The organism is Lentzea flava (assembly GCF_014648475.1).
Taxonomy (GTDB): domain Bacteria; phylum Actinomycetota; class Actinomycetes; order Mycobacteriales; family Pseudonocardiaceae; genus Lentzea; species Lentzea flava.
In genome coordinates, this window is the sequence record NZ_BMRE01000067.1 from 1 (window position 1) to 18,465 (window position 18,465).

Genomic DNA, 18,465 nt, shown 5'->3' on the forward strand with positions numbered 1-18,465 from the left:
TCTCGAAGTCCATCGCAACCCCTCAACTGAGGTGTTGCGACGACCACTAGAACCCAAGAGTGAGGGGGCCTTTCACGTTGATCTGTTGAGCCGGGCTTACGGCTCTTCCCGCTGACGGCGCAGCTTGGCGAGAGCCTCTTCGAGGATCGCCTCACCGTCCGCGTCGGAGCGCCGCTCCTTCACGTACGCAAGGTGCGTCTTGTACGGCTCGTTGCGCGGAGGCGCGGGTGGCGTCTGCTCGTCCCGCCCAGCGGGCAGGCCGCAACGCGGGCAGTCCCAGTTCTCCGGCACCTCCGCGTCGACCGCGAAGGAAGGCCGGGACTCGTGACCGTTCGCGCACCAGTACGACACCCGACGGCGGGGCGCGGACTCGCCGCGCTCCGATTCGCCCATCGGGCCTGCGCCGACGCGGGTACCGCGAATCGCGTTACCACCGGACATCGACCGTTACACCCCCACCAAGTGGTTACCCCAAGCCCCTGAGGGCTTCTGCCGCTGAACGGTTGATCAGCTGCCCGCGCCGGGCAGCTTGATCAGCAGTCCGATGCCCACGATCGCGATGATCCAGACCGCGCCGACGAACAGCGTCAGGCGGTCGAGGTTCTTCTCGACGACCGAGGAACCGGACAGACTCGACTGCATACCGCCGCCGAACAGCGAGGACAGGCCGCCACCTCGGCCGCGGTGCAGCAGCACGAGCAGCACCAGCAGCACGCTGGAGACGATCAACAGGATCTGCAGGAACAGGATCATTTCTTCCTCGCTGTCAGGCAGCCGACGCCATAGAGTACCTGTTCGACTGCCGAACGTGTGCAACCAGTTGGGTTTACGGGTTAGGTGCGGTGGTCACCCACCTTAGCCGTCACTTCCGGCGCTCGGCAGGGCACCACGATGCACCCGTCTGACCGTCGAAAGTGCAGGCCAAGGTGGGTGACCACCACACCTGATCAACTTAGGGTAGAGGGCCACCCGCAGCCAGAGCGCACAGCTTGGTGAATTCGTCGGCCTGAAGGCTCGCGCCGCCGACGAGGGCGCCGTCGATGTCCTTCTGCTGAATGAGCTCACCGATGTTCGACGACTTCACCGAACCGCCGTAGAGCACGCGGACGACGGCCGCGGTCTCCTCGCCGTACTTCTCCGCCACGAACGAGCGGACCAGCGAGCACACCTCCTGCGCGTCGGCAGAGGACGCCGTGCGGCCCGTACCGATCGCCCAGACCGGCTCGTAGGCGAACACGATCTTGGCGACCTGCTCGGCGGTGAAGCCGGCCAGGCCGTCTTCCAGCTGCTGGCGCACCAGCTCCAGGTGGCCGCCTGCCTCGCGGGTCTCCAGCTTCTCGCCGAAGCAGAAGATCGGGGTGACCTCGTGCTTCAGCGCCGCCTTGATCTTGGCGTTGACCAGCGCGTCCGTCTCGCCGTGGTACTCGCGGCGCTCGGAGTGGCCGACGACCACGTAGTGGCAGCCGAGCTTGGCGAGCATCGGGCCCGACACCTCGCCGGTGTAGGCGCCGGAGTCGTGCTGCGAGATGTCCTGCGCGCCGTACTTGATCAGCAGCTTGTCGCCGTCGACCAGCGTCTGGATGCTGCGGATGTCGACGAACGGCGGAAGAACGGCCACCTCGACCTTGGCGAAGTACTTCTCCGGGAGGGAGAAGGCGATCTTCTGCACGAGGCCGATCGCTTCGAGGTGGTTGAGGTTCATCTTCCAGTTGCCCGCGATGAGCGGGAGCCGGGCTGCCATCAGGACTCCAAAACGCTGATGCCGGGGAGTTCCTTGCCTTCCAGGAACTCCAGAGACGCGCCACCACCGGTGGAGATGTGCGAGAAACCGTCCTCGGGCAGGCCCAGCGCGCGGACGGCCGCCGCGGAGTCGCCGCCACCGACGACGGTGAACGCCTCGGACTTGACCAGGGCCTCCGCGACGGCACGGGTGCCACCGGCGTAGGTCTCGATCTCGAAGACGCCCATCGGGCCGTTCCAGAACACCGTGCGGGCGTCGGCCAGCTTCGACGCGAACAGCTCGCGCGACTGCGGGCCGATGTCGAGGCCCATCTTGTCCGCGGGGATCGCGTCGGTCGCCACGACGTCGTGCTCCGGCTTGCCGAACTCGGAGGTGACCAGCACGTCGACCGGCAGCACGAGCTCGACGCCGCGCTTCTCGGCCTCGGCGAGGAAGCCGCGCACCTGGTCCAGCTGGTCCTCCTGCAGCAGCGACGTGCCGACCTCGTGGCCCTGGGCCTTGAGGAACGTGTACGCCATGCCGCCGCCGATGAGCAGCCGGTCGACCTTGGTCAGCAGGTTCGCGATGACGCCGAGCTTGTCGGACACCTTCGCACCGCCGAGCACCACGACGTACGGGCGCTCCAGGTCGTCGGTCAGCTTCTTCAACACGCCCAGCTCGGCGTCGACGAGACCGCCGACGTACGCGGGCAGTTTCTTCGCCACGTCGTAGACCGAGGCCTGCTTGCGGTGCACGACACCGAAGCCGTCGGACACGAAGACGTCCGCGAAGGTGGCCAGCTCGGCAGCCAGCGCCTCGCGCTCCGCGTCGACCTTCGAGGTCTCGCGGGCGTCGAAGCGGACGTTCTCCAGCATCACGACGCCGCCGTCGGTCAGCGCGGCCACGACGGACTTGGCCGACTCGCCGACGAGGTCGCCGGCCAGCGCCACCTCGGCACCGAGCAGCTCACCGAGGCGAGCGGCGGCCGGAGCGAGGGAGAACTTGGGGTCCGGCTCGCCCTTGGGGCGGCCGAGGTGAGCGGTGACGATCACGCGGGCACCCGCGTCGGCCAGCGCCTTGATCGTCGGCACCGACGCGCGGACGCGGCCGTCGTCGGTGATCTTGTCGCCATCCAGGGGGACGTTCAGGTCGGCGCGCACCAGGACGCGCCGACCTGCGACACCCTCGGCGAGCAAATCGCTGAGGTTCTTCACCGGGGACTTCCTCAGATCTTGGAAGCGACGAGCTTGACCAGGTCCGCGAGGCGGTTGGAGTAGCCCCACTCGTTGTCGTACCAGCCGACGACCTTGACCTGGTTGCCGATGACCTTGGTCAGCGGCGCGTCGTAGATGCACGAGTGCGGGTCGGTGACGATGTCGGCCGACACGATCGGGTCGGTCGAGTACTTGAGGATGCCGGCCAGCGGGCCCTCGGCTGCGGCCTTGTACGCGGCGTTGACCTCGTCCAGGGTGACCTCGCGCGACAGCGTGACGGTGAGGTCGGTGGCCGAGCCGGTCGGGACCGGGACGCGCAGCGCGTAGCCGTCGAGCTTGCCGTTGAGCTCCGGCAGCACCAGGCCGATGGCCTTCGCGGCACCCGTGGAGGTCGGGACGATGTTGAGGGCGGCGGCGCGGGCGCGGCGCAGGTCCTTGTGCGGCGCGTCCTGCAGGTTCTGGTCCTGCGTGTACGCGTGGATCGTGGTCATGAGGCCCTGCTCGACGCCGAAGCTGTCGTTGAGGACCTTGGCCAGCGGCGCGAGGCAGTTGGTGGTGCAGGACGCGTTCGAGATGACGGTCTGCGAACCGTCGTACTTGTCCTCGTTCGCACCGATGACGATCGTCAGGTCCTCGCCCTTGGCCGGCGCGGAGATGATGACCTTCTTGGCGCCACCCTCGTCGACGTGCTTGCGCGCGGCCGAGGCGTCGGTGAAGAAGCCGGTCGACTCGACGACGACGTCGACACCGAGGTCCTTCCACGGCAGGGCGCCGGGGTCGCGCTCGGCGAGGGCCTTGATGACCTTGCCGTCGACGGAGATGCCCTCGTCGGTGACCTGCACGTCCGCGTCCAGACGACCCAGGATGCTGTCGTACTTGAGCAGGTGCGCCATGGTGTTGACGTCACCGAGGTCGTTGAACGCGACGATCTCGATGTCGTGGCCGCTGGCCTTCACGGCGCGCCAGAAGTTGCGGCCGATGCGACCGAAACCGTTGACACCTACGCGAACCGTCACGACGGACTCCTTGTGTTCGACTGGCAGGAACACACCCACCCTATCTGTCGAACTGCGCCGCTGGTCACACGGATAGTGCGTATCTCTTGATCGAGCCAGAAAAAACGGGGCTGACTAGGCCGTTCGGCGGCGCAGGGCGCGGAGCATCCAGAGGTACGCGCTCAGCTCCTCCGCGGCCTCCGCGGCGGTGCGGCACGCCTCCGGACTGTCCTCCTTCGCGTCCCTGCCGACGACCGCGGCGATCCGCGCGAGCCACTCGTCCACCACCTGGCGGTCCTGCGGCGGCACGAGCGGCGGAGTGCTTTCCGGTCTCGTCTGCGCTGTCATGACCGGATCGTGACCACGCGGCGAAGAACCCTTCAATACCCCGAAACAGCGGGTGTTACGGACCGTTACGCACCGGTACGGTCATTGCTCATGACGGCCAACGCCGCCTGCGTGACGTGTGGAAACCCGCTCAAGGACGCGCCTTCCGGCCGCCGGTACTGCTCCAACGCGTGTCGTCAACGGGCGTATAGGGAACGCTCCTCCGCCCGCGACGACGCACCACACGACTCCGGTCTTCCTGCCCCTTTGGACACCTTCATCGGCCGCCGCGAGGAACTGGCGGCGCTCGCCAGGCTCGGTGCGGATCACCGGCTGGTGTCGCTGGTCGGCCCGGCGGGCTCCGGCAAGACCAGGCTGGCCGTCCAGCACGCCGGCAAACGCGCGGATCAGGTGTGGTGGACCCCGCTCGTGCCCGCGTCCGACGTCATTCAGGCCATCTACCACGCCGTCGGCGCCCACCCGCTGCCGAACCGCTCGGTGCGCGACGCCGTGATCGCCGAGATCGACCGGCACAGGCGTCCGCTGCTCGTGCTCGACAACTGCGAGCACCTGCTCGCGGACGTCGCCGACGTCGTGTCGGAGCTGCTGGCCCGCTGCCCGCGGCTGCGCGTGCTGGCGACCTCGCGCGAGCCTCTCCGGCTCGCGGGAGAGCAGGTTTTCGCGCTCGGTGAGCTCGGTCTGCCGCCGGTCGGTTCCGACGTGGCGGAAGCGCTGCGTTACGACGCCGTGCTCCTCTTTCGCGATCGTGCCGTCTCAGTGGACCGCTCGTTCGAGGTGGATTCCGCGAACGTCGCGGACGTCGTCGCCGTGTGCCGCTCGCTCGACGGGATGCCGCTGGCCATCGAACTGGCCGCGCGCCGCAGCACCGTCCTCTCCCCCGCCGACGTCCTCGCGAGACTCGGCGACCGCCTGGCGCTGCTGACCGCGGGACCGCGCGCGTCCGACGACCGCCACCGCACGCTGCGCGCCGCGATCGAGTGGAGCTACGACCTGCTCTCCGACGACGAACAGGCCGCCTGCCGCCGGCTGGCGGTGCTCGGGGTGCCGTTCGACCTGGACGTCGCGAGCGCGGTCTGCGGCGTGCCCGACGCACTGGACCTGCTGACCAGCCTGGAACAGAAGTCCCTGCTGGTGGTCGAGCGCGCCGCCGGGCACACCACGTTCCGCCAGCTGGAGTCGATCCGCCTCTACTGCCACGAGCGTGCCGTCGAACACGGCGACGTCTCTCTCGTGGCCGACCGAGTGGTCGACTGGGTCTGCTCCGTGGTGGAACCCGAGATCTCGTCGTTCCTGCCCGCGCCGCCCGTCGTCCTGCGCCTGGACCGCAACATCGGCCTGGTGGAGCTCGCCGTGAACCGCACAGCCGAGACGGGCGACTGGGCGCGGCACGCGCTGACGGTCGTCGCCACGGCCTGGACCTCGAACCCGCGCGGCCCGCGCGGCGCGGCCACGGAGCTGCTGCACCGCGCGTTGTCCCAGCCCCTGCCCCCGCCGTACCGCAGCGTGCTGACCGTTCTGGCGGCCGTGCACCACCGCGTTCGCGGCGGCTGGCACGTGACCCGCACGTTCGCCCAGGAGTCGCTCTCCATCGAACGCGCCGACGCGAGCCGCCCCGGCACGCTCGCCCGCGCGCTGGAGGTGCTCGCCTCCGCCGAGGCGCACACGGGCAACCCCGAGCTCGCCTGGCAGCACTTCGACGAGGCGGTGGAGCTGCTGCGCTCCTGCGACGACAAGCTCGCCCGCGGCGTCCTGCTGAACTCCTACGGCTGGACGTTGCTGCAGCACGGCGAAGCGGAGCTGGCCGCACCGCTGGTCCGCGAGTCGCTGACCCTGATGCGACTGCTGGGCCCGCCGCACCTGCTCAACACCGCGCTGCACACCGCGGGCGCGATCGCGTTGGCGCGCAAGAGCTTTCCCGAGGCGGTGGACCTGTTCCGGGAGAGCCTGGAAGTCGGCTCGGAGCACCCGATGGACCAGTTCTACGACCTGGAGGGGTTGGCGCTGGGGTTGGTCGGTGTGGGCTCCGACGACGAGCGCGCCCTGTCGTTGCTGACCTCCGCTTCCGTGGTGCGCACCCGCTACGACTTCCGGGCGGAGCCCTACTGGCAGAACCTGCTGGACGAGGCGCGGTCCGTCTGCCGCAGCCGCATCACCGCGGGCAGGCTGCGCGCAGCCGAGTCGACCGGTGAGCGGATGTCGTTGCCCCAGGCCATTTCCTACGCCCTGACCACGCGTCCGGACGCCGAGGACGACGACGCGGTGATCTCGGCTCGTGAGCTGCACGTCGCGACCCTCGTGGCGGAAGGGCTGACCAACCGGCAGATCGGGCAGCGGCTGGGGATCTCGCCGCACACCGTCGCCCGGCACGTCACGCACGCCCGCGCGAAGCTCGGACTGCGCTCGCGGGCCCAGCTCGCGGTGTGGGCCGGGCGCAACACGCCGTAGTCGTCGATGAAGGGTTCCTTCCTGCACCTGAGGTGGAGGAAGGAACCCTTCATCCAGGTGTCAGACCTCGGCTTCGAGCATCTCCGCGGTCACGGCGGACTCGGTGTCCGGCAGGCCCAGGTCCTTGGCGCGCTTGTCCGCCATGGCGAGCAGGCGCCGGATGCGACCGGCGACGGCGTCCTTGGTCATCTGCGGGTCGGACAGCTGACCCAGCTCCTCGAGCGACGCCTGGCGGTGCGCGAGCCTGAGCTGACCCGCGGCGGCCAGGTGGTCGGGAGCCTCAGGGCCGAGGATCTCCAGTGCGCGGGCCACCCTCGCGGCCGCCGCGACCGCCGCGCGGGCCGACCGGCGCAGGTTCGCGTCGTCGAAGTTGGCGAGCCGGTTGGCCGTGGCGCGGACCTCGCGCCGCATCCGGCGTTCCTCCCAGGCCAGCACGCTGTCGTGCGCGCCGAGCTTGGTCAGCATGGCGCCGATGGCGTCGCCGTCCCTTATCACCACGCGCTCTGCCCCGCGGACCTCGCGGGACTTCGACGCGATGCCCATCCTGCGCGCCGCGCCGACGAGCGCCAGCGCCGCCTCCGGGCCGGGGCAGGTGATCTCGAGCGACGAGCTGCGGCCGGGTTCGGTCAGCGAGCCGTGGGCGAGGAACGCACCGCGCCAGGCGGCTTCCGCGTCGCAGACGCCACCGGACACGACCGGTGCCGGCAGTCCGCGGACCGGGCGGCCGCGCGGGTCCAGCAGGCCCGTCTGGCGCGCGAGACCCTCGCCGTCCTTGACCACGCGGACGACGTAGCGGGTGCCCTTGCGCAGCCCGTTGGACTGGATGGTGAAGACCTCGGCGTGGTGGCCGTAGAGGGCCTGGATCTCCTTGAGGAGCCTGCGCGCGGCCGACCCGAGGTCGAGCTCGGCCTCGACGACCACGCGGCCGGACACGATGTGCAGGCCGCCGGCGAACCTGAGCAGGGAGGACACCTCCGCGCGGCGGCAACAGGTCTTGGATACCGCGAGCCTGCTCAGCTCGTCCTTGACCGCCGACGTCATCGCCACGGGCTTGTCCCTCCCACTCCGGTCTCATCGACCACCTGCCTCAGGCACCCGGCCAGTGCCTCCGGATCATGCCGCTCGACGGCGTCCGGTGCGGCGATCTTGGCCAGATGCGTCCGCGCGCCCAGCGCCGAGGCGGCCCGCGTCAGCCGGTCCGGGGTGGGGACCGAGTCGACGTCCGCGATGACCGCGTCCACCTTCAGCTCGGGTGCGTGTTCGCAGACTACGTCCAAATGGCGTTCCGGAGAGAAACCGGCAGTTTCGCCCGGTTGGGGGACAAGATTGAGCACGAGAACCTTCGTGGCCCGCGTGCGCACGAGCGCGTCGTGCAGTTCGGGCACGAGCAGATGCGGCAACACGCTGGTGAACCACGATCCGGGCCCGAGTAGCACGAGATCGGCGTCAAGTACAGCCTGTACTGCTTCCGGACAGCCGACAGGTCGCCCGTTCGGGGCAGTCAACCGGATGCGCTGCACGAGTCCGGGCGTGGTCGCGATGGCGACCTGCCCCCGGATGCGCCGCACGTCGTTCACGTCCTCGTCCAGCCCGATCACGTCCGCCTCGATGTCGAGCGGTTCGTTCGACATCGGCAACACCCGGCCCTGCACGCCGAGGAGCCTGGAGGCGTGCTCGAGCACCTTGACCGGATCGCCGAGCTGCTCGAGCAACCCGGCGAGCACCAGGTTGCCGACCGCGTGCCCCGCGAGCGCCCCCGTGCCCCCGAAGCGGTGCTTGAACAGCGACGTCCAGAGCCTGCTCTCGTCGTCCTCCCCCGCCAGCGCCGCCATGGCCTTGCGCAGGTCGCCCGGCGGCAGCAGGTTCGAGATCTCCCGCCGCAACCGCCCCGACGAGCCCCCGTCGTCCGCGACGGTCACCACGGCCGTCACGTCGCCGGTGATCCGCTTGAGCGCCGTCAGCGTCGCGTGCAACCCGTGCCCGCCACCCAGGGCAACAGCCTTCAACTTCGTCACTCGCGTCCCAGATCCCTGTGCACAACCTTGACCGCCACTCCGTCCTCGGACGCCAGCCGCGCGGCCAGCTCCTCCGACAGAGCCACACTGCGGTGCTTGCCACCGGTGCACCCGATGGCGAGCGTCAGGTAGCGCTTGCCTTCCCGCCGGTATCCGGCACCGATGAGCCTGAGCAGCTCGTGGTACCGGTCGAGGAACTCGTCCGCTCCCTCCTGCGACAGCACGTAGTTGCGCACCTCGCCGTCGAGCCCGGTCTGCTCCCGCAACTCGGGAATCCAGAACGGGTTCGGCAGGAACCGCACGTCCATGACGAGGTCCGCGTCCATCGGCAGCCCGTACTTGTAGCCGAAGCTCAGCACGGTGACCCGAGTCCGCGACGCCGCCTCGGTGCCGAAGGTGTCCTCGATCTTGGCCCGCAACTGGTGCACGCTCAGCGCGCTGGTGTCGAGCACCAGGTCGGCCTCCTGCTTGAGCGGCGTGAGCAGAATCCGCTCGGCCTCGATGCCGTCCTGCAACCGCCCGTCACCCTGCATGGGGTGACCGCGCCGCACCGCCTCGAACCGGCGGATCAGCACGGCGTCCGTCGCCTCGAGGAACAGCACCCGCGGCTTGTACCCGCGCGCGTCGAGGTCCTTGATGATGGACGCCAGGTCCTCGGTGAACGCGCGACTGCGCACGTCCATGACTACAGCGACCCTGGTGATGGCCCCGCGCGCCTGCGCACCGAGCTCGACCATGGTGGCGATGAGCTCCGGCGGCAGGTTGTCCACGACGAACCAGCCGAGGTCCTCCAGGCACTTGGCCGCGGTGCTGCGGCCCGCACCGGACAGCCCGGTCACCACGGCGACTTCGATGCCGGACTTCTCCGCGTTCACGACTACGACTCCGTTACCTGTTCATGAGCGCTGGCGCTCTCGTTTGGGCAAGCCTTGTCTTGGTGGCGCCGCTCGCGGCACGCCTCGGGTGTGAGTCTCCACCCGAATGGTCCTTGCGCGCGGCAGGTTCGGCAGTTGAGACGCCCGCGCCGTGTCCGCGGTCACGCCACGCACACCTGCCCGCGGGGTTGAGACGTCTCGGGTGCTGGATCGGTTGTGTCGCCCCGATCGTTGTCCGGTGGGCGGGGGTGTGCAGGGTGAGCGGGGACGGCGTGGCCGGTGCGGCGAGTGAGGTTCGCTCCCCGACGCCCCTGGGCTGCCCGGTTCCCGGCAACTCGTTGGGGTGCAGGGCCTTTGCGATGTCGCGGACGGTGGCGCTGCCCGGCTCGGCGGCCGCCGCGCGGAGATGCGTTGCCGGGCGGGGTGGCGACTTCGGGAGCGGCTCGGCTTCCGCGGCCATGGGACGGAGGTCCGCGTCCTTGGTCAAAGCCAGGGCCGCCGAGGGTGAGCTCGACGCGGCGCTCCCTCGACCGCCCGCGTCCCCGGTCGGGGCGCGGGCTGCCAGGAGCGGGCTCATCGCGGCTTGCCCTCGGCCACCGAGGTGGCGAGGGTGGCCACCACGGCTTCGGCGGTGCGGCGGCCCACGCCAGGGACGTCGCTGATTTCGTCCACTGTGGCCTCGCGGAGTTTGCGGACCGAGCCGAAGTGCTTGAGCAGCGCGGCTTTGCGGGTTTCGCCCAGGCCCGGGACGCCGTCCAGTTCGGAGGCGATCATGCGCTTCGAGCGTTTCTGGCGGTGGTAGGCGATGGCGAAGCGGTGGGCCTCGTCGCGGACTCGCTGGAGGAGGTACAGGGCGTCGCTGGTGCGCGGGAGGATCACCGGGTCGGGCTCGCCGGGGACCCAGACCTCTTCCAGGCGCTTGGCCAGGCCGACCACGGCCACGTCGGTGATGCCCAGTTCGGCGAGGACGTCGGCTGCTGCGGCGGCTTGGGGGCCCGCGCCGTCGACCACCAGGAGGTTGGGCGGGTAGGCGAACTTGCGGGGTTTGCCGGTGTCCGGGTCGATGCCCGGATTGGGGCCGCCGGACGCGGTTTCGCGGAGCATCGCCTGGAAGCGGCGGCGGACCACCTCGGCGATGGAGGCCACGTCGCCCTCGGTGGCGGCCTCGCGGATGGCGAAGCGGCGGTACTCGGACTTGCGGGCCAGGCCGTCTTCGAACACCACGAGCGACGCCACGACGTCGGTGCCCTGGACGTGGCTGATGTCGATGCACTCGATGCGCAGCGGTGCCGTGTCCAGCGTCAGCGCGTCCTGCAGCTCCTGCAGCGCGGCGGAGCGGGCCGTCAGGTCGCCGGCACGGCGGAGTTTGTGCTGGGCGAAGGCTTCCGCGGCGTTGCGGGCCACGGTTTCCATCAGCGCGCGCTTGTCGCCTCGTTGCGGGACGCGCAGAACGACGCGCGAGCCGCGCTGTTCGGAGAGCAGGTCTTCCAGCGCCGGGGCGTCGTCCGGCAGCACCGGGACGAGGACCTCGCGCGGGGTGCTTTCCGTGTTGTCGCCGTAGAACTGCATGATGAACTGGTCGACCAGGGCGGCGTCGTCGACGGCCTCCACCTTGTCGAGCACCCAGCCGCGCTGGCCCCGCACCCGGCCGCCGCGGACGTGGAAGACCTGGACGGAGACCTCGAGCTCGTCCTGCGCGAACGCCATCACGTCCGCGTCCGTGCCGTCGCCGAGGACGACCGCCTGCTTTTCCATGGCACGGCGCAAGGCGCCCAGGTCGTCGCGCAGCCGGGCCGCGCGCTCGAACTCCAGCTCCTCCGCCGCCTCGGTCATCTCGCGTTCCAGGCGGCGGATCATGTGGTCCGTCTTGCCGGCCAGGAAGTCGCAGAAGTCCTCGACGATCGCGCGGTGCTCGTCCGCGGAAACCCTGCCCACACAAGGAGCAGAGCACTTGTCGATGTAGCCGAGCAGGCAGGGACGCCCGATCTGGTTGTGGCGCTTGAAAACCCCGGCGGAGCACGTGCGCGCCGGGAAGACGCGCAGCAGCAGGTCCAGCGTCTCGCGGATGGCCCACGCGTGGGCGAACGGGCCGAAGTAACGCACGCCCTTCTTGCGGGGACCGCGGTACACGTGCAGCCGCGGGTAGTCCTCGAACAGCGTCACCGCCAGGACGGGGTAGGACTTGTCGTCGCGGTAGCGGACGTTGAACCGCGGGTCGAACTCCTTGATCCAGTTGTATTCGAGCTGCAGCGCCTCGACCTCGGTGGTGACGACCGTCCACTCGACGGAGGCAGCCGTCGTCACCATCTGGCGGGTGCGCGGGTGCAGGCCGGCGAGATCCGCGAAGTACGAGTTCAGCCTGCTGCGCAAGCTCTTCGCCTTGCCGACGTACACGACCCGGCCGCCGGCGTCGCGGAACTTGTAGACGCCGGGAGCCTCAGGAATCGTGCCCACGGCGGGCCGGTACGTCGAGGGATCTGCCACGTCTTCAAGACTAACGACGTGGTCTGACAAAAGCGGAAAGGGTCAGGTCAGCACGACCTGGTCGCCGTCGACGCGCACGCCGACCGCACGCAGTCCCGACGTCGCGGGGCCCTTCTTCACCTTGCCGTCGGACGCGCCGAACTGGCTGCCGTGCGAAGGACACGTGATCGTGCCGCCGGAAGGCTCCCCGACCGTCGTGCCCTGGTGCGGGCACGTGGCGTCGTAGGCCTTCACCTCGGTGGCGGACAGCCGCGCCACGACGATCTTCGTGCCGCCGGGGCCGTCGACGACAGCGCCGCCGCCCTCGGGAACGTCGGCGAGCGCCACGAGCTTGGTACCGCCCGAGGAACCCGTCGGAGTCGAACCACCCTGCGTGGGCGTGGATCCAGTGCCGGAAGAACCCGACGAGCTGCACGCGGTCACGAGGCCGCTGGGCACGGCGAGTGCGACGACGATTCCGCACAGCGCCGCCCGCCTGCTGACCGGGCTTTCGGTGTTCACGACCGTTCCTCCGTGGTGGTGGGTGTCCGGGGTCACACCACAGCATTACGCGAACCGGTCAGCGAGAGTTCAGCGTGAAGCCCAATGCACAGCAACCTCACAGGTCTCAGGCGAGCACCACGTCTTCACCTGAAAGAGCGACGGCCACCTCGCTCAGCCCCGAAGTCGCAGGTCCTTTGCGGACCGCGCCAGTGGCGGGGTCGAACGCGCTCCCGTGCAACGGGCAGGTGATGACACCACCGGCGGGAGGGTTGACCAGGGAGCCCACGTGCGGGCAGGCGGGGTTGAAAGCGCGGAATTCACCCGATCGAGGCTGCACGACCAGCAGCTGAGCGTTACCGGGCATGTCCACCAGCACACCGCTGCCGACGGGGACGGAGGCGGAGGAGGTCACGCGGTCCCCCTGCCGGGCGGTCCCCACGCCACCCGTCTTGCGAGGAGCGGGCTCGCCACAGGCGCTCAGAGCGGCAGCGAGCCCACACAACAACAGAGAACGACGATCCACGAGCGCCGATTATCGGCGCTGGTCCTCCGCGGCAGCCGTCCGGGCCAGCGCGAGCACGGCGGTGAACGGCGGGAACCAGTGCCGCGAGTGCGACGGCGGGTTGGCCCAGCGGAGGGATCCGTACCTGGTCATCGTGGGCGGCAGCGCGATCCGGTGCGGGGATCGGACGAACTGGACCTCCGGCGGGGCCTTCAGGTGGGTCGGCAGCAACGCCACCAGCTCGGCCAGGAAGATCCAGTGTTCGCGGGGGCCGGGGATGACGGTGACGGGACCCGCGAGCATGCGCGACTTCAGGTCGGCCAGCACGCGTGACCCGATGCGCGCGGGCATGGCCAGCGCGGTGGTGGCGGGTCCGAGGGGTAGGAACACGCCCTGCTCGGTGACCGTCACCTGCCAGCCGAGCAACCGGTAGCCCGCGACGGCCTCCCCGATCGCCCGTTCGTGTCCCCTGTTCTGTGGGATCCCGGCACTCCCTGTGCCGGTCTCCGCGGTCGTGATGCTCATCGGCGGTCGTCCTCCCCGGTGGTGGGTCAGGCACTGGCAGCGCCACGGGGATCGGCCCGCGACCTGCGATGTGCAGCGTGCGTCGCACTTCGCGCCAACACCACTCGGCCGGTGCATGAGCCTCATGCAGCGGACGTATGAAGCTCATCCGCCGCACGGAGGCACCGGCACTGCGACACGCGAATCCATTACGTCTTATGCATGAGATGGATGGACTGACGATCACGTCTCCGTACACTTGGAAAACGCTCAGTGACGGGGGCGAGGCCGATGGATACCGCGAGACCCAAATCCAGGCGCGCTTGCCCGTGTGGGGCGTTCATCGCCGCTGACAACACCGATCGGCTGTGTCACCGGTGCCGCCGCAACGCTCGTTCCGGCGTGCACGGCCCACCAGAGGTCCCCGACGACTTCTGGGACCACCCCGCCATCGCGGCCGCCTGCTCCGACCGCGACATGGGTGCGCTGATCTCCGCATACCGGCACCACCCCCAGCACCTGAGCCGCGTCACGCAGGACCGCATGGCGGCGTGGCTCGGCATCAGCCAGGCGCAGCTGTCGCGTTACGAGTCGGGCGAGAACCAGATCGACCGGCTCGACCGGCTGCGCCACTTCGCGCTCGTGCTCGGGGTGCCCGGCGAACGACTGTGGTTCGACCGAGTCGTCATCCCAGCTCAGGTGGGCTCCCCCGAATCGGGCCCGCCAGATGTGCTCGCCGCCCCGTGGGAGGCGACGAGCATTGCCCGTTCGGTCGAGGAGACGGCGAGGAGCGACTTGGCGATCAGCAGACGAGCGGCGCTCACGGGAGCGGCCGCGGTGACGGTGGGGTCCGCGCTTGTCGAGCCGCTGCAGCGGTGGTTGCACCCCCTGCAGAACCTGTCCAAGTGGTCGTCGCACTCGGCGATCAGCGAGGAGGAGCTCGTAGCCCTGCAGCGCGTCGCGGACGGGCTGCGCGGCTGGGGCGGTCGCGGTGGGTACGGACTGGCGCGCAAGGCCGTGCTGGGTCAGCTCGACGAGCTGGCCGAACGGCTGCAGCGCGCACCTGCGGGACCGACGACGGAGCGGGCGTTCTTCATCGGCGCCGAGCTGTCCAAGGTGGCGGCGAGCATGTCGTTCGACCAGGGCCTGCACAACGCGGCCCAGCGCTACTACGTGCTGGCCGTCCGGATGGCGAAGGCCGGCCACAACGACGGCTTCGCGGCCCTGTGCCTCGCGGCGATGGCGCGGCAGATGTTCGACCTCGGCAGGCCGGAGGACGGGCTCGAACTGGTCCAGCTGGGCCAGTACGGCACGCGCCGCACGGGCACGCCGACGTTGAAGGCGCTGCTCCTCACCCGTGAGGCGTGGGCGTACGCGCAGATGGGCAAGGTCCGCGAGTTCCACCAGGCCGTCGGCATGGCCCAGGACAGCTTCTCGCAGCGGGACGAGGACAACGAGCCGCGTTACCTGCACAGCTTCGACGAGGCCGAGCTGGAGGGCGTGATCGGGGCGCGGTGCCGCGACCTCGCCATGCACGATCCGGCGCAGGCCGTGTTCGCCGAGCAGCACATCCGGCGGGCACTGGAGCTGCGAGACCCGTCGAAGGTGCGCAACCGCGCGTTCGACGTGATCGGACTGGCGCGCACCAAGATGGTCGCGGGAGACCCGGAGGCAGCGTGCGGGTTGATCAACGAGGTCCTGCCGACGGCGGCGAAGCTCTCCTCGGGGCGCGTGCTGCGCAAGCTGGAGGACTTCGCCAAGGAAGCGGCACGACACCGCCACATCCGCGCCGTGCAGGAGACACGGGACGCCATCAGAGCGATCCGGACGGCTTGATGCGGGTCGGCGTCACAGGACACACCAACCTGGTGCCCGAGTGCGTCCCGGTCGTCCAGGCCGCGATCACCGAGGTGCTGGAACGGCTCGGGCAACCGGTGGTGGGCGTGACGTGCCTCGCGCCGGGCGCCGACCAGGTGTTCGCACGGGCGGTGCTGGACCTCGGCGGGCAGGTCGAGGTCGTGCTGCCGGCGCTGGACTACCGGGACAGGCTCAAGCCGCACCAGGTCGCCGAGTACGACGAGCTGCGTGCGGCCGCCACGGTCGTCAGCGTCCTTCCGCACATGTCGTCCGGACGGCTCGCCTACGTGGCCGCCAACGAACGCATGCTCGCGTCGGTCGAGCTGCTGGTGGCGGTGTGGGACGGGGTGCCGGCGCAGGGCAAGGGCGGGACGGCGGACGTGGTGGAGCAGGCGCGGGCGTCCGGCGTGCCGATCGAGGTCGTGTGGCCCGCGGGCGCGCGCCGGAAGTCATAGCCGGCCGAACGACATCATCGCGGTGGTACCGCCGATGATCTCGCCGCGCGCCGGTTCGAGCGCCGCACGAGCCGCCGCGGCGAGCACCTCGTCGCCGCGCTGCTCCGCGATGCGTGCCGTGATCCACCACAGCACCTCGTAGTAGTGATCGGCACGTGGCTCCGGCACCTCCCGGTCCGCCATCACCAACGCCTCCGCCCACGGCCGGTACGGTCCCCAGTCGAGCGTCAGATCGGGCGGAAGCCCCATCGACAGCAACGCCAGCGGCAGGAACCCGGCCTCCACGCCGGGCATGCCCGACAGGTCCAACGCCCGGTAGCCGGCCTCGTCCGGCGTGCGCATCAACCGGAACCCCGACGTAAAGACGTGCACCAACGGCGTCTCGTGGATCTCGGCGAGCCGTTCGGCCACGGCCGCGTGACGTGCGGCCGAGGCGAAGTCCCCCAACGCCGACCAGGCCTGCATTCCCACGAGATGCCCGAGGATCTCGTAGGCGGGCAGGTCGTGCCGGGCGGAGACCTCGATCAGCTCGGCGGCGATCCGCGCACGGTCCGCCGACCGTCCGGGCTGCTGGAACGACTGCACGTACCGCGCGTTCAACGCCACCACGAGCACGGCCGGGTCCCCGAGCGACCGGGCGAGCCGCTCCGCCTCGATCGCCGCCTGCTCCGCCCACCGGTCCCGCGTTCCCCGGTGCTCCAGCCCGATGGTGGCGAGCAACCGCGCACGCAACGCCTCCACGCCGTCGGGGAGGACCCGCAACGTCCGCCGCGCCGCCGACACCAGTGCCGCCGACTGAGCGGGGTCATCGCTCACAGTCCAGTTCGTCGGCACGTCGTAGGCGGTCAGCACGCGAGCGGTCAGCACCGGGTTGCCCAGCCGTTCGGCCTCGGCGACCGCGGTGAACCGCTGTGCCTGCGCCAGCGCCAGACCGCCCGTCAACGCTGCTTGCCCGGCGACCACACTCGCGGACCGCAACCGCGCGTACGAGCCACCCCTCGCTACGGCGTGACGAAGGATCTCCTCCTCCGCCCGGTCGAGTTCGGGCAGCGCGTCCAGCCCGAACCGGTCCACGAGCCGCTCGCGAGCCTCGCGCAGCACGCTCAACGCCTCGACCTGCCGCCCGTCCTGGAACAGCGCGTGCGCCAGCAGCACCTGGGCCTTCTCCCGCCACGGATGCGAGCGGGCGAACTCCGTCAACTCCGCCACCAACGACGACCCACGGCCCCGATCGAGCTCCGCGCGGGCGTGCAGCTCCAACAACCGAGCCCTCTCCCGCACCACCCACGGAGACGGATCGAGGTCGGCGTACGGCTCGCCCCAGCTGTCCGGCGGCTCGCCGGCCTCCAACCGCCACGCGTCCACGTCGGGCACCTTCAGGGCATAGCCGCGGCCGACCGTCGCGATCGCCGAAGCCCCCAGAGCCGAACGCAGCTCCGACACGAACGTCCGCACCGCCCCCACGGCACCGGCGGGCGGGTCGTCCCAGAGGTCGTCGATCAGCGCGTCGAGCGACACGACCCGGCCACCCGCCGCCACGAGACGACCGAGCAGCTCACGGCGGCGTTTGCTGCCAACGTCCACGACACGACCATCAGTGCCGACGACCGTGACCGGCCCGAGCACTCTGATCTGCACGAACGTGGATGCTAATCGGCTGCTGATCAGGCCGCCCGATGCTGGCGCCATGAAGCTCCACACGACCATCACCGGCGAGGGTTCGCCGATCATCCTGCTGCACGGCTTCCCCCAGACCCACCTGATGTGGCGGCACGTCGCCCCGGAACTCGCCAAGAACCACACCGTCATCTGCCCCGACCTGCGCGGCTACGGCGCCAGCGGCAAGCCGCGGGACGGGTACGACAAGCGCACGATGGCCCAGGACGTCGTCGACCTGGCCGACGAGCTGAACATCGGCAGGTTCGCGCTCGTCGGTCACGACCGGGGCGTCCACGTGGCCTTCCGCGCGGCCCTCGACCACCCGGACAGGATCAGCCACCTCGGCCTGCTCGACAGCGTCCCGGCCTACGACACCTGGAACGTCCTGCACGGACGCGAAGCAGCGGTGGCGTTCCACCTGTACCTGATGGCCCAGCCTTCGGACCTGCCGCAACAGATGATCGCCAACAGCGCCGACGCGTTCTTCGGCCATTTCCTCGACGCGTGGTCGACCAGCCCCATGCCGGCCGAGGTCCGCGACGAGTACCTCGAAGCCTCCAGGAACGCGATCCCGTCGATCATCGAAGACTTCCGCGCCCTCGCCACCGTCGACGTCGAGCACGACCGCGCCGACCTCGAAGCGGGCAGGAAGCTCACCATGCCGCTGGCGGTCATGCAGCAGGACTGGGGCAGCCAGCTCGGCTTCGACCCCACCGAGCTCTGGCGCAAGTGGACCACCGACCTCCGGTACACCACGACCAGGGCTGGTCACTTCATGGCCGAGGAGGCACCGGACGAGGTCGTTCGGCTCATCAGGGACCTCGTTGCTCCGGATGAGGGAAGTTCGTCGGCAACCGGACCAACTCAGCCGACAGGTCTGGCGGCCCACGGGGCTCGTTGATCACGATT

General features: G+C 70.0%; 18 protein-coding genes. 4 read left to right on the forward strand and 14 right to left on the reverse strand.

Going from position 1 to position 18,465, the window contains the following annotated elements:
• Positions 1-96: 96 nt before the first annotated feature.
• The 6 genes from IEZ09_RS40645 to IEZ09_RS40670 form a co-directional block, all read right to left on the reverse strand.
• Complete coding sequence (locus tag IEZ09_RS40645) at positions 97-441, reverse strand: RNA polymerase-binding protein RbpA (protein ID WP_030470277.1); 345 nt, start codon at positions 439-441, stop codon at positions 97-99.
• 66 nt (positions 442-507) lie between these two features.
• Positions 508-753, reverse strand: coding sequence for a preprotein translocase subunit SecG (gene secG, locus IEZ09_RS40650; protein ID WP_030470276.1), 246 nt, complete (start codon positions 751-753; stop codon positions 508-510).
• 199 nt (positions 754-952) lie between these two features.
• Positions 953-1,741: a triose-phosphate isomerase gene (gene tpiA, locus IEZ09_RS40655; RefSeq protein ID WP_189259185.1), complete on the reverse strand. Its 789-nt coding sequence runs from the start codon at positions 1,739-1,741 to the stop codon at positions 953-955.
• Entirely contained in the window at positions 1,741-2,934 is a 1,194-nt protein-coding gene (locus IEZ09_RS40660; protein ID WP_189259186.1) for a phosphoglycerate kinase, read from the reverse strand. The genes tpiA and IEZ09_RS40660 overlap by 1 nt, the downstream gene beginning before the upstream one ends.
• A gap of 11 nt (positions 2,935-2,945) precedes the next feature.
• On the reverse strand, positions 2,946-3,950 hold the full coding sequence (gene gap, locus IEZ09_RS40665; protein ID WP_189259187.1) for a type I glyceraldehyde-3-phosphate dehydrogenase: 1,005 nt from the start codon (positions 3,948-3,950) through the stop codon (positions 2,946-2,948).
• 114 nt (positions 3,951-4,064) lie between these two features.
• Entirely contained in the window at positions 4,065-4,277 is a 213-nt protein-coding gene (locus tag IEZ09_RS40670; protein ID WP_189259188.1) for a hypothetical protein, read from the reverse strand.
• A 90-nt stretch (positions 4,278-4,367) separates the two neighbouring features.
• Between IEZ09_RS40670 and IEZ09_RS40675 the strand changes: the two genes are divergently transcribed.
• Complete coding sequence (locus IEZ09_RS40675) at positions 4,368-6,722, forward strand: ATP-binding protein (protein ID WP_189259189.1); 2,355 nt, start codon at positions 4,368-4,370, stop codon at positions 6,720-6,722.
• Between the two features lie 60 nt (positions 6,723-6,782).
• On the opposite strand, the gene whiA is transcribed toward IEZ09_RS40675, so the two are convergent.
• The 7 genes from whiA to IEZ09_RS40710 form a co-directional block, all read right to left on the reverse strand.
• Positions 6,783-7,769 carry a DNA-binding protein WhiA gene (gene whiA, locus IEZ09_RS40680; protein WP_089958262.1) on the reverse strand — a complete coding sequence of 329 codons (987 nt, stop codon included), beginning with the start codon at positions 7,767-7,769 and terminating at the stop codon, positions 6,783-6,785.
• Positions 7,760-8,728 carry a gluconeogenesis factor YvcK family protein gene (locus IEZ09_RS40685; RefSeq protein ID WP_189259214.1) on the reverse strand — a complete coding sequence of 323 codons (969 nt, stop codon included), beginning with the start codon at positions 8,726-8,728 and terminating at the stop codon, positions 7,760-7,762. The genes whiA and IEZ09_RS40685 overlap by 10 nt, the downstream gene beginning before the upstream one ends.
• Positions 8,729-8,733: 5 nt before the next feature.
• Complete coding sequence (gene rapZ / locus IEZ09_RS40690) at positions 8,734-9,591, reverse strand: RNase adapter RapZ (protein ID WP_189259215.1); 858 nt, start codon at positions 9,589-9,591, stop codon at positions 8,734-8,736.
• Positions 9,592-10,185: 594 nt separating this feature from the next.
• A complete protein-coding gene (gene uvrC / locus IEZ09_RS40695) occupies positions 10,186-12,096 on the reverse strand; it encodes an excinuclease ABC subunit UvrC (protein ID WP_189259190.1) in 1,911 nt (636 codons plus the stop codon).
• Between the two features lie 42 nt (positions 12,097-12,138).
• Complete coding sequence (locus IEZ09_RS40700; RefSeq protein ID WP_189259191.1) at positions 12,139-12,597, reverse strand: Rieske (2Fe-2S) protein; 459 nt, start codon at positions 12,595-12,597, stop codon at positions 12,139-12,141.
• Between the two features lie 106 nt (positions 12,598-12,703).
• The gene (locus IEZ09_RS40705; RefSeq protein WP_229813394.1) at positions 12,704-12,991 is read right to left on the reverse strand and encodes a Rieske (2Fe-2S) protein; all 288 of its coding nucleotides are present in this window, start codon (positions 12,989-12,991) and stop codon (positions 12,704-12,706) included.
• A 120-nt stretch (positions 12,992-13,111) separates the two neighbouring features.
• Positions 13,112-13,606, reverse strand: coding sequence for a hypothetical protein (locus tag IEZ09_RS40710; RefSeq protein ID WP_189259193.1), 495 nt, complete (start codon positions 13,604-13,606; stop codon positions 13,112-13,114).
• 381 nt (positions 13,607-13,987) lie between these two features.
• Between IEZ09_RS40710 and IEZ09_RS40715 the strand changes: the two genes are divergently transcribed.
• Together IEZ09_RS40715 and IEZ09_RS40720 are read left to right on the forward strand one after the other, a co-directional pair.
• A complete protein-coding gene (locus IEZ09_RS40715; protein ID WP_229813395.1) occupies positions 13,988-15,421 on the forward strand; it encodes a helix-turn-helix domain-containing protein in 1,434 nt (477 codons plus the stop codon).
• Positions 15,421-15,897 (forward strand): hypothetical protein, encoded by a 477-nt coding sequence (locus IEZ09_RS40720; RefSeq protein WP_189259195.1) that lies wholly within the window; start codon positions 15,421-15,423, stop codon positions 15,895-15,897. Before IEZ09_RS40715 ends, IEZ09_RS40720 begins: the two co-directional genes overlap by 1 nt.
• Here the strand turns inward: IEZ09_RS40720 and IEZ09_RS40725 are convergent.
• Positions 15,892-17,535: an AfsR/SARP family transcriptional regulator gene (locus IEZ09_RS40725; RefSeq protein ID WP_229813396.1), complete on the reverse strand. Its 1,644-nt coding sequence runs from the start codon at positions 17,533-17,535 to the stop codon at positions 15,892-15,894. The genes IEZ09_RS40720 and IEZ09_RS40725 overlap by 6 nt on opposite strands.
• 49 nt (positions 17,536-17,584) lie before the next feature.
• On the opposite strand from IEZ09_RS40725, the gene IEZ09_RS40730 reads away from it, so the two are divergent.
• Positions 17,585-18,457: an alpha/beta fold hydrolase gene (locus IEZ09_RS40730; RefSeq protein WP_189259196.1), complete on the forward strand. Its 873-nt coding sequence runs from the start codon at positions 17,585-17,587 to the stop codon at positions 18,455-18,457.
• Positions 18,458-18,465: the final 8 nt, after the last annotated feature.